Genomic DNA, 13,908 nt, shown 5'->3' with positions numbered 1-13,908 from the left:
AGATTATCATGTCAGAACGCACCTTTGTCTGCGACATCTGCGGCCACGAGCGGCCATGGGATGAGCGCGCCGAATTTGACGGCCAGAATTTATGTGCGGATTGTCTGGATGCCCACACCGTCCTCTGCGTGGAGTGCGGGGGGCGGATATGGTCAGACGACAACGCGGGCAGCCGGGACGAGCCCCTGTGCCAGGACTGCTACGATGACAATTACACCAGCTGCTGCCGGTGCGGGCGTCAGCTGCGGGAGGACCAGGCCTACTATGAATCATCCGATGAATATGACGAGCGCCCCTATTGCAGCCAGTGCTATGCCGCCCTGGATAAAGACCAGAGCATCCATCACTATTACTACAAGCCGAAGGCCGTCTTCCACGGGGAAGGGCCCCGGTTCTTCGGCGTGGAGCTGGAAATTGACGGTGCGGGTGAACGTGCGTCTCACGCCCTTGCCCTTCTGAACATCGCCAACCGGAACGGCGACTGCGCCTACATCAAGCACGACGGCTCCCTGGACGACGGTCTGGAGATTGTCACCCACCCCATGAGCCTGGAGTACCACCTGCGTGAGATGCCCTGGGAGGCGCTGTGCCGCAAGGCGGTCTCCCTGGGCTACCTCAGCCACCGGACCTCCACCTGCGGCCTCCACATCCACGTGAGCCGCAGCGCCTTTGGGGAGACGGAGGCGGCCCAGGAGGCCGCCATCGCCCGGGTGCTCTACTTCTTTGAGAGGCACTGGGAGGAGCTGCTGAAATTCAGCCGCCGGACGCCCCGGCAGCTGGAGCGGTGGGCAGCCCGATACGGCTACAAGGAGCAGCCCATGGAGATTCTGGACTTCGCCAAGAAGGGCTACCACGGGGGCCGCTACACCTGCGTCAACCTCCAGAACGCCGATACGGTGGAGTTCCGCATGTTCCGGGGCACCCTGAAGCCCAACACCATCTTCGCCGCCCTGGAGCTGCTGGATCAGCTCTGCGACATGGCGGTCTCCCTCTCTGACGGGGAGCTGAAGGCCATCCCCTGGACCTCCTTTGTGAGCGGCATCCCGGCGGAGCGGCGCCCGGAGCTGGTGCAGTATCTCAAAGAGCGGCGTCTGTACGTCAACGAGCCGGTGGAAGGGGAGGCGGAGAACTGATGTGCTGTCTGTTTGGACTTCTTGACTGCGGCGGCCGCCTTACCGGCCGGCAGAAAGGACGGCTCGTCCGCGCTCTGGCCCTGGAAAGCGAGGCCAGGGGCACCGACGCCGCGGGGATTGCCTACAACTCCGGCGGCAGCCTGCGGATTTACAAGCGCCCCGGCCCGGCCCATCAGCTGAACTTCTTCATACCGGAGGACGCGCATGCAATTATGGGGCACAGCCGCATGACCACCCAGGGGAAGGCGAAACGCAACCGGAATAACCACCCCTTTGCCGGGAAAGTGCCCGGAACGCGGTTTGCGCTGGCCCACAACGGGGTCCTCTATAACGACCGCGCCCTCCAGCGAGAGCGGAAGCTGCCCAGGACCGGCATTGAGACGGACAGCTATGTGGCGGTCCAGCTCATTGAACAGCAGAGAGCCCTCACACCGGACAGCCTGAAATACATGGCGGAGTCGGTGGAGGGCTCTTTTGTCTTTACCCTGCTGGACGATAAAGACAATTTCTACTTTGTCAGGGGGAGCAACCCCCTGTGTCTGGAGCACTTCCCAAGGCTGGGGCTCTATGTGTACGCCTCCACCTGGGAGATTTTGCACCGCGCGCTGGAGAAGACCTGGCTGGGACGGGAAGCGTCCGTCCAGGTCCCGGTGGACAGCGGGGAGATTCTGTCCATTACGCCCGAGGGGGGCAGGCTGTCCCAGCGCTTCGACCTTGGGGCGGACGGTTTCGCCGGCTGGTATTTCAGCCGCCGGGGCAGCCATCTGCGCCACCCGGCCTGCGGCCGGCAGGAGGACCCCTATCTCCTGGAGCTGAAAAGCATCGCCTCTTCCCTGGGCTATTCCGGCGAGGAGATCGACGACATGCTGGACGAGGGCTGGACCACCGACGAAATTGAGGAGGCGCTGTACGGCTGGGAAATGGACGGCCTGCCGTGCATGTGACAGCGCTGGTCCATGCGGCCCGGCTGCGCGGGGTGATCCAAACCCGCAGGCCCAGAGGGCTGTTCCTCGCCCATGAGGGGAAGGTCTGGGTTGCGGTGGACAATTCCACCGGACACGCATGGACAGAGGAGTTTTCATCCCCACAGGAGGCGGTACGCTGGCTGGGACAGGCCCGCCGCAATAACCTTCGTTTCTGGAACGGCGGCGGGAGAGGCGCAGAAGCGCCCCTTTTCCCCGCCGTTTCGGTCCCAAAACCCGTCTCAAAATCCAGTTCTCATTTGCCATGCGTTTATGAAACCGGAGGTGATAAAGCGGTGAAGCATCAGAAGATCGGATATGCCAGGGTGTCCACTGCCGACCAGAATCTGGAGCGGCAGTTGGATATGCTCCGCCAGCAGGGGGCGGAGATTGTGTTTCAGGAGAAGATGACCGGCGCCAGGCGGGACAGGCCGGAGCTGAACAGGATGCTCTCCCACCTGGCGCCGGGTGATACCGTTATCGTGGAGTCCCTGTCCCGCCTGGGCAGGAGCACCAAGGACCTGATGGAGCTGGTGGAGCTGATGGAGAAAAAGGAGGTGCAGCTGGTGAGCCTGAAGGAGCAGATCGATACGGGCACCCCCACCGGCAGGCTGCTCTTCACCCTGATGTCGGCTCTGGCCCAGTTCGAGAGGGACGTGATAGCGGAGAGAACCCGGGAGGGCCTCCGGGCGGCCAGGGCCCGCGGCAGAAAGGGCGGGCGGCCCCGCTGCGACCAGCGCAAGCTCCGGCAGGCCTTGAAGCTCTATGAGACAGGACAGCACACGGTGACGGAGATTGAGGAGCTGACCGGCATCAAGAAGGCCACCCTCTACCGGTATCTGTCAAAGGGACAGTCCTCCCCATGACGGCGGGGGGAGAATACACCCAGAGGAGGCGGAGCTGGCGGAGGGCATCCGAACAGAAGCTCTCTCATACTGATTGCTTTATCCTTGACCTGGGCCTAGCTACGCATAGGAAAAACGTGGAAATCATATAGTTGTCCCATGGAGGGGATGTGATGTCAGGACCAGTGAGAAGTGCGTTAATCCATGAAATTATGCTGCAAATAAACGAAAACTTGTACTTAAAAGGGGAGATCAGCCGGGAACTGTACGAGCAGGCAAAATTAAAGATTGTAGAGAAAAGAGTGTAGTAGCAGAAGATATAGGGTGAGAGATGTTAATGCCGCAAAGATCTCGGAAGGAAATAACAACTGTATCACATCTAAAATATATTGATAGCATCTGAAGAAGATCGGCACTTTCAAAATGGAATAGCCCTTTGAAACGGTGCGGAGCGATCCGCACCGTTTTTACATACTAAAAAATATCTCTCATTGGGATACACAACATGACATTGATTTTTTGATTTTGTTGTGTATAATGGAGATGGGTGAAGAGGATGAATTTGATTTTGAGCACTATCTTGCAGGAGAGAGAACGCATTGACCGTATGCTGGCAAAATACCAGGAGGAATTGGAAACACTCCCCAAAGGCACCATTTCTGAAAAAAAGGCCGGGCAGTCCACCTACTTTTATCTGAAGTACCGTGATGGGAAACGGGTAATTTCCAAGTACATTCCGCAAAAAGATGTGGAGACAGTGCGGGAGCAGGTGGAAAAACGAAGGCATATCGAAACGATGATCCGGTCTTTGCGGGAGGAACGTGCGATTGCAGAGAAAGCATTGGAGGGACAATTATGATTTTATATCATGGCAGCAATCTGGTTGTATCGGAACCCAAGCTGATCCAGCAAAATCGATTTTTGGATTTTGGATTTGGCTTTTATACCACAACCAATAAGGCTCAGGCAATCAGCTTTGCGGATAAGGTGGCGAAGCGCCGGAAAGACGGCCAAAGGGAAGTCAGCATTTATGAGATTGACGAGAATATCGCTTTTTCAGAGTGCTCTGTCCTGCGTTTTGATGAGCCGGGAGAAGCATGGCTGGATTTTGTATCGGATAACCGATCTGGCAATTATGAAGGTGAAGCCTATGATTTTATCTTTGGGCCAGTTGCCAATGATGATGTATACCGCACATTTACCCTCTATACCGCTGGCGTGTTAACCAAGGAACAGACCCTGGAACAGCTCAAAATCAAGAAGCTATATAATCAGTTGGTGTTGACAACGGAAAAAGCGCTGTCCTATCTGCGGTTTGTCGGTACAGTACCAGAGGAGGAATTTTGATGGCGGATAAAAAGTTTGAAGCAATTTTAACTTTATTGGTTCCCCAGGTTGTTCAGTTGATTTGTGAGAACTACCCCATGGATGAAGTGGCTGCGTCCAGAGAATTTTATGAATCCAAGGTATATTCTTTGCTGGAGCAGGAGGACACCAAATTGTGGCATTTCAGCCCGCTTACCTTATTTAACATGTATGACGAAGAAAAAAAGACAGGGAACTTTGAGATACCGGAGGAGGTATGAATATGAGCAGGCAAGGAGACTTCCTTATTTATTGCGTGGAGACCTATAAAAACGCCAAGCATTTGACGGGCAAGCAGGTGGCGGAACTCTTTACCCGTTACCGTGTATGGGACTATGTGTATTCCTGCTTTGAAGCCCTGCACACCACGGGAGCCAATTATATTGTGGAGGACATTGACCTCTATATTGAGGCAAGGAAACCCGCTATGGCCTAATACTGCTGTCTGAACCGGCACATTTCCCATTCATATCTGCACATAAAACGCAAAGCATATGCTGCAAAGGCCGATTGGAGTAAGCAATCCAGTCGGCTTTTTCCATATCTGAAAAGAGCATAGCAGGCTTTATATAGCCAGTTACTCCCACATGGGACAGCTAATCAACGGCGATATAGAGGGGCTGTATTTTTTATGCCTTTGTACAATAGTCAATATAATTGGAGAACTAGTTGGTCTTTTTATAGCCTCTTCTAAGATTGAAAATGCCCATTGACTACCGCATAAATTGATTTTATAATGGAACAAACAGAAGTTAAAGGAGGGCGTTCATTGGACTTATATGATATTCGTGCTGCGCTCAACGCAGGAAAAAGTATTTATGATCTTCCTCTGAGAGTGACCTACTATGCCCGCGTATCTACAGACAAGGATGAGCAGCTTCATTCTCTGGCGGCTCAGGTTCGCTATTATACGGAGTATATCCAGCGCAATCCCCAGTGGGTGTTTGTAGAGGGCTACGTTGACGAGGGCATCAGCGGTACAACGGTCGGAAAGCGGGAAAACTTTCTTCGGATGGTACAGGACGCGGAGGCAGGCCACTTTGATTTCATTTTAACAAAAGAAATTTCCCGTTTTTCACGCAACACCCTGGACAGTATCAAATACACGCAGGATCTGCTGCGCTATGGCGTTGGGGTCCTGTTTGAATCGGATAACATCAATACCCTTATGCCTGATGCGGAGCTCCGGTTAACCCTTATGTCCAGCATCGCCCAGGATGAGGTGCGGAAAATATCGGAGCGTGTGAAATTCGGCTTTAAGCGCGCCATTGAAAATGGCGTTGTGCTGGGGAACAATAAAATCTGGGGCTATGAAAAGAAGGACGGCCGCCTGGTCATCAATGAGGAAGAGGCTGCGGTTGTCCGCACGATTTTTAATCTCTACGCCAATGAGCGGCTTGGGATCCGCGGGATTGCGCAGCACCTCTCCAGCATGGGGTATAAAAACACCCGGGGCAACGACTTCTCTTTCAGCACGATTCGGGGAATCCTGTCAAACCCCAAATATAAGGGGTATTACTGCGGCAGAAAGACCAGCAAGCTGGACTACCGCACAAAAGATGTGAAAGTGTTCGACCCGGAGGACTGGGTCATGTATAAAGATGAAACCGGGCAGGTCGTTCCTGCCATTGTTTCAGAGGAATTGTGGGACAAGGCCAATTGGATTCTGGAAAAGCGATCTGTCAAGCAGAGCGCAGAGGACAAGACAGGCTATCAAAACCGCTACCCGTACAGCGGAAAGATTATCTGCGGCATTCACAAGCTGCCGTACTACCGTTCTCTCTACCGGTATAAGAGCGGAAACAAGGAGATATGGCAGTGCCAGGAGTACAGCCGAAAGGGGAGGGAAGGGTGCTCGGCCCCTGTCCTCTATACTTCTGAGTTAGACACTATCATGCGTCAGGTGCTGGAAGAGCTGTCGCTCAACAAGACAGATGTCATTCATGACTTAATTCAGCTTTATACTTCCATTGGAAACGGGAGCAAGACCGAAGAGGACATTGCCAAATGCAAGGTCAATATCGAGGGAATCCTAAAGAGAAAGGATAAGCTCCTTGACCTGAGTGTCGGGGGACATATTTCCGATGAGGAGTTTACCCAGCGCAACAGCCGTTTCAACGAGGAAATTGACAGGCTGCGCCTTCGCCTCGACGAGCTGGAGCAGGAGCAGTCAAAGAATCGGGAGATGCTGCAATCCATTGATGTGCTGCGGCAGGCCATTACGAAGGAATTAGATTTCACCAATGGTTTTTCTATCGGGGTGATCGATACGCTTTTAGACCATATTGAAGTACACCCCCAGGAAGGGAATAAGAAAAACGAGATTCATGTTTCCGTCTATCTGAAAGCAATCTCTGAGGAAGAGCAGTTTACCATCCGGAGAGGGCGCGGACGGACTTCTGTTTGTACCAGGCAATACATATGATCCGAGCCGATATCGAGACCGAAGTCTCTCCCATTGTAGGCAACGAGAAGCAGTCGGAAGAGATGGTCAATTTCCTGCTTCAGGAGTTTGAGGGAGATACCAGCGCTATCTGGCAGTCCAATATATTTGGGAAATCGTTCCACGAACTGGTCAGTGAGGACCTTCATACTAAACTACTCCGCATGCCGGAGGATGCCCGGAGTAAGCTCCAGGAGACCCTGACCCGTATCATCAATGAGGGCTCCGGCGGCCTTATCTGCATCATCCTGTAAAAAGAAACAATAGAAAGCACCGGACAGAGTAACATCCTGTCCGGTGTTTTCTATTGTTTCTCCTGGCTCCGTTTTGGCCGGTTATATTATTAACCGGCCAAAACGGAGCCAGATAAGGGAGAAAACTAAGCGATAGACTTCAGAAAGCGCCTCTTAAATGTTCCAGAATTTACATCATATCCTGAGTATTTATCCTCGAAAACAATAGTTTCCATTATAAGTCAATGGTTATGTTATATTCAGTTTCTATCAGCAAGTAATTGACCTTGTACTTCCGGGCGAGTTCCAGGAAGTGGGCATTGTCGGCCAAGACAGTTTCTATTGTACAGCATGTATCATCCATACGATTTTCAATCACATTGGCGTATAGTTTTATATCTGCAAAGTTCCTTTTTATATAGTCTTCACTCATTATAAGGCAGTAATACCGAATATGTGAAAGATAGTCCCTTTCAAAATCCTTTTGCCAATCAAAGGGGAGATACGTTTGCATCAGCACCGGTCCGCTTCGGCCATCCGGCGGAGCAGTGTGCTGTCTGCTATTTTCAGCGTGCGATAACCAGTGGAAACCGCACCCGCCTTCGCCAGTTCCCCCAGTACTCGGCTTACCGTTACACGGCTGACGCCTACCGCTGCACCAATCTCCTCATGGGTACAGCGTATAGTGCCATCTGCCTCCGGCGTTAGTGACAACAGGTAGCGGGCAATCCTTTGATCTGCCTGGAGCAGAGTGCCGTCCACGTGGACAGAGAGCAGACGAATGGTGCGGGAGAGATATTCCAGCATGGAGATGGCCAGATCCGGATGCCGGGCGAACACCTCTGAGAGGTGCCGCCGGTTTACGGATATCAACTCGCACCTGGTCACTGCGACAGCAGAGGATACCCGGGGCTGACGGTCGAAAAAGGCAGCCTCTCCAATCAGCTCTCCGCTATGGTGGAGCGTCAGAGTACGCTCGCTTCCTGCACCGGAGCTGAGGAAGCACTTCACCGTACCGGAGAGGATGTAGTAGAACTGCTCCGCCTGGGTGTCCTGGAGGTAAATCATTCGCCCGGGCTCATAGATATGGGGCGTTCTCCCTTCCGCAAGCGGCCGCCAAATATCTTCCCTTTTTTCACCCATGCCCATTCGCCTCCCGGAAATCTTGACTTCAGTTGTATGTCCGGAGAAATTGTATCACGCGTTACATTCTTTTTGCAAGTGTTCTGTCATACTAACTCCATAAAAACACTGCAACGTTCCAATACATTTCAGGAGGGAATCTAGAATGGGAATGACCATGACCCAGAAGATCCTGGCAAAGCACGCCGGGCTGGAATCCGTGGAGGCCGGACAACTGATTGAGGCCAAATTGGACATGGTGCTGGGCAACGACATCACTACTCCCGTGGCTATTACAGAGTTCAATAAGGCGGGGCTAACCCAGATTTTTGATAAGGACAAGATCTCCATTGTGCTGGACCACTCCACCCCCTGCAAGGACATTAAGTCTGCCCAGCTGTGCGCCCAGGCCAGAGAGTTTGCCAAGCGCTTTGACATTACCAACTTCTATGACGTGGGCCAGATGGGCGTGGAGCATGCCCTGCTGCCCGAGAAGGGCCTGGTCGCCCCCGGTGAGACCGTCATCGGCGCTGACTCCCACACCTGCACCTACGGTGCCCTGGGCGCTTTTTCCACTGGCGTAGGCTCTACCGATATGGCTGCGGGAATGGCCACTGGACTGGCCTGGTTCAAGGTGCCCTCCGCCATCAAGGTCACCCTGAAGGGAAAGTTCCGGCCTTATGTGTCCGGCAAAGATGTGATGCTCCACCTTATCGGTGAAATCGGTGTGGACGGCGCCCTGTACAAGTCTCTGGAGTTTGGCGGCGAGGGTGTGAAGGAGCTGGCCATGGATGACCGCTTCACCATTGCCAACATGGCTATCGAGGCAGGCGGCAAAAACGGAATTTTTCCCGTGGACGATGTGACCAGAGCCTACCTCAATGGCCGGGTCACCCGGGCGTGGGAGGCCTTTGAGCCTGACGCCGACGCCGTGTACGAGCGCGAGGTGGTCATTGACCTGGACCAGCTGCGTCCTACCGTGGCTCTGCCACATCTGCCTTCCAACACCCGCACCGTGGACCAGGTGGAGGGCATGCCCATCCAGCAGGTGGTCATCGGCTCCTGCACCAATGGCCGGTTGAAGGATATCAAAGAGGCCGCCGAAATTCTCAAGGGACGCAAAGTGGCAAAGGGTGTACGCTGCATCGTGTTTCCTGCCACCCAGCAGATTATGCTGGACGCCATGGCGGCAGGATATATCCAGGCTCTGATTGAAGCCGGCTGTGCCGTATCTACCCCCACATGCGGTCCCTGTCTGGGCGGTCACATGGGCGTCCTGTCTGACGGTGAGCGGGCCATCAGCACCACCAACCGGAACTTCGTGGGCCGGATGGGCCCCGTGAGCTCTGAGATTATCCTGTCCAGCCCCGCTGTGGCTGCCGCTTCCGCTGTCACTGGTTGCGTCACCGACCCCGCCAAGCTGGAGAAGCTCTGATTCCACCGCGGCAGGCCCTCTATTTCTCACTGAACAGAAAGGAATTTTGCCATGAAGGTTTATAAATACGGCGACAACGTGGATACCGATGTTATTATCCCCGCCCGTCACCTGAACAACCCTGACCCTAAGGCACTGGCCTCCCACTGCATGGAGGACATCGACGCCAGCTTTGCCTCCACCGTGGAGGAGGGGGATATCATTGTGGCCGGCGCCAACTTTGGCTGCGGCTCCTCCCGGGAGCACGCGCCTCTATCCATCAAGGCATGCGGCGTCAAGTGCGTCATCGCCAAGAGCTTCGCCCGCATCTTCTACCGCAACTCCATCAACATCGGCTTTCCCATTATGGAGTGCGCCGAGGCTGCTGAGGCCATTCAGCCCGGCGATAAAGTAACCGTGGACTTCCAGAGCGGCATTATTACCGACGAGACCCAGGGCAAGACCTGGCAGGCCGCGCCCTTCCCCGCGTTTGTCAACGGCATTATCCAGAGCGGCGGACTGCTCAACTCCCTGAAGGCGAGAGGTGTGGCGAAATGAACTACAAGATTGCCCTCATCCGGGGTGACGGCATCGGCCCTGAGGTGGTAAACGAGGCAGTGCGGGTGCTGGACGCGGTGGGCCGGAAGTTCGGCCACAGCTTCACCTATGTGGACGTACTCATGGGCGGCTGTGCCACCGACGCGGTGGGGAAGAGCTACCCCGACGGCACCGCCGAGCTGTGCAAGACCTGTGATGCGGTGCTTCTGGGCGCGGTAGGCGGACCAAAATGGGGCTCCGACAAGCCTGCTGAGCAGCGGCCTGAGACCGCCCTGTTGGCGTTGCGGAAGGACCTGGGGCTGTACGCAAACCTCCGTCCCGCCGCCCTGCGCCCCGCTCTGGCGGACGCCTGCCCCCTGAAGAGGGAGACCGCCGAGAGAGGAATCGACCTAATGATGGTCCGGGAGCTGACCGGCGGCATTTACTTCGGCAAACGAGGTCGCTACGAGACTGAGGACCGGGGCGTGGAGTGCACCGACCTGATGGCCTACTCCGAAATGGAGATCGAGCGCATCGGCCGCCGCGCCTTTGAGCTGGCCCGGCTCCGTCGTAAGAAAGTCGCCAGCGTGGACAAGGCCAACGTGCTGGAGACCTCCCGGCTGTGGCGGAGCGTGATGCACCGTCTGGCTCAGGAGTATCCTGACGTGGAGTACTCCGACGTGCTGGTGGACAACTGCGCCATGCAGCTGGTCCGTGACCCCAGCCAGTTCGACGTGGTAGTCACGGAGAATATGTTTGGTGACATCCTGTCCGATGAGGCCTCCATGATCACCGGCTCCATCGGCCTGCTGCCCTCTGCCTCTATTGGCGACAGCGCCCCCGGCCTCTACGAACCCATCCACGGCTCCGCACCCGATATCGCGGGCCAGGACAAGGCCAACCCCATCGCCACCATTCTCTCCGCCGCCATGATGATGCGTTACTCCTTCCATCTGGCCGACGAGGCCGCCGCCATCGAAAATGCGGTGGACGCAGTGCTGGCGGAGGGCTGGCGTACGCCCGACATTGCTGAGCCCGGCGCTCAGGCCGTGGGCACCCAGAAGATGGGCGAACTGATCGCCGCTAAAATCTGAGCAAGTTGAATTCCAAAAGACCGGATACAGAGCGCTGTATCCGGTCTTTTCTGAGCAGGAAAGAGAGTGTGATTCCATGGCAGACGGGCTGACCTTCCGCTTCGCTGAAGAGGCGGACGCCGGGACTATTTTGTCGTTCATCAAGGCGCTGGCGGAGTATGAAAAGCTGGCGGACCAGGTGGTGGCCACCGAAGAGCTGCTCAGGGAGTGGATTTTCCAGAAAGGGAAGGCAGAGGTGCTCTTTGCGGTCAAGGACGGCAGAGAGATTGGCTTCGCCCTGTTCTTTCATAATTTTTCCACCTTCCTGGGCAGGGCTGGACTCTATCTGGAGGATCTGTTCATTCTCCCGGAGTATCGGGGCAGGGGATACGGCCGCCGTTTTCTCAGCCAGCTGGCCCGCATCGCGGTAGAGCGGGGATGCGGACGGATGGAGTGGTACTGCCTGGACTGGAACAAGCCAAGCATTGCCTTTTACCGCTCACTGAAGGCCGTACCGCTGGATGAGTGGACCACCTATCGCCTCACAGGAAATACCCTGGAAGAACTGGCCAAACAGGCGGACTGAGCGCTTTGCTTGCGCTTTTAGAGCAGATCTGATAAACTTTAAATAAGGGAAAATGCCGGAATACACACCGGCCGCGGGAGCAGATTGCCCTGCATCCCCTGAAGCGGGGAGCGGGAGCAAGGAGGTTTTTGATATGGCAAATGGAAAGAAGACAAATACCAGTCCCCGCATACGATATCTTGTTCAGCTGGCCGTTCTGGTGGCGCTCCTGTTACTGTTGGAATTTACCGGGATAGGGATGATTAAGACGCCGTTCCTGGAATTTACCATCATGCAGATACCTGTCGTCATTGGCGCGATTGTGCTGGGACCGGCAGCCGGTGCAGCTCTGGGCGGCGTGTTCGGGTTGCTGTCCTTCTGGGAGTGCTTCGGCAAGAGCGCCTTCGGTGTCACCCTGATGGGCATCAGCCCTTTGGGTACCTTCCTGACCTGTGTGCCCACCCGGATCCTGATGGGGCTGTTCTGCGGCCTTATCTTTAAGGGCCTGAGAAAGGTAGATAGGACCCGGCCTCAGCTGATTGCCTTCGGCGGGTCCAGTCTGGCCGGTTCGCTGTTAAACACGGCGCTGTTTACCGGCGTGCTCACTGCGGTGTTCTACCATACTGACTATATTCAGGGTATTGCTCAGGGCTTTGCCGATGGCACTGGCCTGGAGATGAATCCTTTCCTGTTTGTGGTCCTGTTTGTAGGTGTGCAAGGCGTGCTGGAGGCACTGATTTCCGCCGTTGCCGGAACTGCCATCTCACGGGCCCTGTATCGCGCCTTGAATCACTGAAGCGCAAAGACCCGCTCCCTGTGTTTCGAGGGAGCGGGTCTTCTGTCAAATTACCTTTTCGCATTGAAAAGCTGACCGGCAGATTGATGAAATTGTAGTCTTGCAATATTGCATATCGCCGCATATAATAACTCTAGTTAAGCCAGAATTGGGAGGAGATCCACTGTGAAAGAACTGTCCCGTATTGCAAGTGCCGTCCAGGCGTCCACGACCATGGCGATCGACAGCATGTTCAAGCAGATGAAGGCAGACGGCCTTGATGTCATCGGCTTTGCCGCCGGTGAGCCGGATTTTAATACTCCGGATGAGATTAAAGCCGCAGGCATTGCTGCCATTGAGAACAACGATACCCGGTACACCCCCGCCCGCGGAACCGTGGAACTGCGGCAGGCCGTGTGTGACCGAATGAAAACCGACTGCGGCGTGGAATACGCTCCCAATCAGGTGGTGGTGGCCAGCGGCGCAAAGCACGCCGTATATATCGCCCTGCGGGCCATCATCAACCCCGGCGATGAGGTTATTCTCCCTGCGCCCTACTGGGTCAGCTATATTGAACTGATTAAGATTATGGGCGGAGTGCCTGTGGTAGTGACTGCCACTGAGGAAGAGAACTTCAAACTCTCCGCGGACAAGCTGGCCGCTGCTATCACCTCCAAAACCAAGGCGCTGATCCTCAACAATCCCTCCAACCCCACCGGTATGCTGTACGGCAGGGAAGAGCTGCAAGCCATCGCCAACCTGTGCGTCAAACACGATATCTATGTAATTGACGATGAGATTTATTACAGCCTGGTCTACGACAACCGTAAGTTTGTCAGCCTAGCCTCCCTGGGTGAGGAGATCAAGGAACGCACGATTCTGGTTAATGGCGTCTCTAAGTCCTATGCTATGACCGGCTGGCGCATCGGCTACGCCTGTGCCAGCGAACCCATTGCCACAGTGATGGCCAACTACATCAGCCATTCTACCGGTTCTCCCTGCGCCATCTCCCAGAAGGCAGCTTTGGCTGCTCTCACCGGTTCCCAGGAGAAGGTGGAGACCATGCGCCAGGCCTTTGAGGCCCGCCGCAACGCCATGGTGGAGGGCATTAACGCCATCCCCGGTGTGAGTTGCATCACGCCCGAGGGTGCCTTTTATGTGATGATGAACCTGAAGGATATTCTGGGCAAGACCCTCCACGGCGTTAAAGTAGAGACCGCTGACGATTTTGCCTCACTCTTCCTGAAAAAAGGCCTAGTGGCGGTGGTTCCCGGCACTGGCTTCGGCGCACCTGGTTTTGTCCGCTGGTCCTACGCCGCCTCCATGGAGAATATCCGGGAGGGCCTGCGCCGTCTGCGCAAGTTCCTGACGGAATAAATACTTCTGCTGCGGGGAGGGCCCTGCTCCACGCCGGATTTCCTCAGCTCGCCGGCGGAGCGGG

Annotated in this window: 15 protein-coding genes and 1 pseudogene; 15 read left to right on the top strand and 1 reads right to left on the bottom strand. The window is 55.4% G+C overall.

From position 1 onward, the window contains the following. Positions 1-8 precede the first annotated feature (8 nt). The 9 genes and pseudogenes from Q0K06_RS00875 to Q0K06_RS00835 all read left to right on the top strand — a co-directional run. Positions 9-1,133, top strand: a complete 1,125-nt coding sequence (locus Q0K06_RS00875) for an amidoligase family protein (RefSeq protein WP_294547333.1) — start codon at positions 9-11, stop codon at positions 1,131-1,133. Beyond that, positions 1,133-2,077, top strand: a complete 945-nt coding sequence (locus Q0K06_RS00870; RefSeq protein ID WP_294547330.1) for a class II glutamine amidotransferase — start codon at positions 1,133-1,135, stop codon at positions 2,075-2,077. Before Q0K06_RS00875 ends, Q0K06_RS00870 begins: the two co-directional genes overlap by 1 nt. A 314-nt stretch (positions 2,078-2,391) precedes the next feature. Next, positions 2,392-2,961 (top strand): recombinase family protein, encoded by a 570-nt coding sequence (locus tag Q0K06_RS00865; RefSeq protein ID WP_294547327.1) that lies wholly within the window; start codon positions 2,392-2,394, stop codon positions 2,959-2,961. Positions 2,962-3,508: 547 nt separating this feature from the next. Then, positions 3,509-3,799 carry a hypothetical protein gene (locus Q0K06_RS00860; protein WP_294547325.1) on the top strand — a complete coding sequence of 97 codons (291 nt, stop codon included), beginning with the start codon at positions 3,509-3,511 and terminating at the stop codon, positions 3,797-3,799. Further along, positions 3,796-4,287 (top strand): DUF3990 domain-containing protein, encoded by a 492-nt coding sequence (locus Q0K06_RS00855; RefSeq protein ID WP_294547323.1) that lies wholly within the window; start codon positions 3,796-3,798, stop codon positions 4,285-4,287. The genes Q0K06_RS00860 and Q0K06_RS00855 overlap by 4 nt, the downstream gene beginning before the upstream one ends. Next, positions 4,287-4,526, top strand: a complete 240-nt coding sequence (locus Q0K06_RS00850; RefSeq protein WP_294547321.1) for a hypothetical protein — start codon at positions 4,287-4,289, stop codon at positions 4,524-4,526. The genes Q0K06_RS00855 and Q0K06_RS00850 overlap by 1 nt, the downstream gene beginning before the upstream one ends. 2 nt (positions 4,527-4,528) lie before the next feature. After that, entirely contained in the window at positions 4,529-4,741 is a 213-nt protein-coding gene (locus tag Q0K06_RS00845; RefSeq protein WP_294547319.1) for a DUF3791 domain-containing protein, read from the top strand. A gap of 333 nt (positions 4,742-5,074) precedes the next feature. After that, positions 5,075-6,730 carry a recombinase family protein gene (locus Q0K06_RS00840; protein ID WP_294547316.1) on the top strand — a complete coding sequence of 552 codons (1,656 nt, stop codon included), beginning with the start codon at positions 5,075-5,077 and terminating at the stop codon, positions 6,728-6,730. Then, a pseudogene (locus Q0K06_RS00835) lies at positions 6,718-7,002 on the top strand (sporulation stage IV protein A); the annotation flags it as partial. The gene Q0K06_RS00840 and the pseudogene Q0K06_RS00835, both read left to right, overlap by 13 nt. Before the next feature lie 492 nt (positions 7,003-7,494). On the opposite strand, the gene Q0K06_RS00830 reads toward Q0K06_RS00835, so the two are convergent. Further along, positions 7,495-8,124 (bottom strand): Crp/Fnr family transcriptional regulator, encoded by a 630-nt coding sequence (locus Q0K06_RS00830; protein ID WP_294547313.1) that lies wholly within the window; start codon positions 8,122-8,124, stop codon positions 7,495-7,497. A gap of 145 nt (positions 8,125-8,269) precedes the next feature. Between Q0K06_RS00830 and leuC the strand changes: the two genes are divergently transcribed. From leuC to Q0K06_RS00800, 6 genes are all read left to right on the top strand, one after another. After that, entirely contained in the window at positions 8,270-9,538 is a 1,269-nt protein-coding gene (gene leuC, locus Q0K06_RS00825; protein ID WP_294547310.1) for a 3-isopropylmalate dehydratase large subunit, read from the top strand. A 51-nt stretch (positions 9,539-9,589) separates the two neighbouring features. Continuing rightward, on the top strand, positions 9,590-10,075 hold the full coding sequence (locus tag Q0K06_RS00820; protein ID WP_294547307.1) for a 3-isopropylmalate dehydratase small subunit: 486 nt from the start codon (positions 9,590-9,592) through the stop codon (positions 10,073-10,075). After that, the gene (gene leuB, locus Q0K06_RS00815) at positions 10,072-11,148 is read left to right on the top strand and encodes a 3-isopropylmalate dehydrogenase (protein ID WP_294547304.1); all 1,077 of its coding nucleotides are present in this window, start codon (positions 10,072-10,074) and stop codon (positions 11,146-11,148) included. The genes Q0K06_RS00820 and leuB overlap by 4 nt, the downstream gene beginning before the upstream one ends. 76 nt (positions 11,149-11,224) lie before the next feature. Next, complete coding sequence (locus tag Q0K06_RS00810) at positions 11,225-11,713, top strand: GNAT family N-acetyltransferase (RefSeq protein ID WP_294547301.1); 489 nt, start codon at positions 11,225-11,227, stop codon at positions 11,711-11,713. Between the two features lie 133 nt (positions 11,714-11,846). Beyond that, positions 11,847-12,488 carry an ECF transporter S component gene (locus Q0K06_RS00805; protein WP_294547298.1) on the top strand — a complete coding sequence of 214 codons (642 nt, stop codon included), beginning with the start codon at positions 11,847-11,849 and terminating at the stop codon, positions 12,486-12,488. A gap of 213 nt (positions 12,489-12,701) precedes the next feature. Further along, the gene (locus tag Q0K06_RS00800; RefSeq protein WP_294547534.1) at positions 12,702-13,844 is read left to right on the top strand and encodes a pyridoxal phosphate-dependent aminotransferase; all 1,143 of its coding nucleotides are present in this window, start codon (positions 12,702-12,704) and stop codon (positions 13,842-13,844) included. The last annotated feature ends 64 nt before the right edge of the window (positions 13,845-13,908 follow it).

Source organism: uncultured Pseudoflavonifractor sp. (assembly GCF_944387805.1).
GTDB lineage: Bacteria > Bacillota > Clostridia > Oscillospirales > Oscillospiraceae > Pseudoflavonifractor.
Note: the sequence above shows the minus strand (reverse complement) of the source record. Positions and strands in the feature narration are given on the sequence as shown.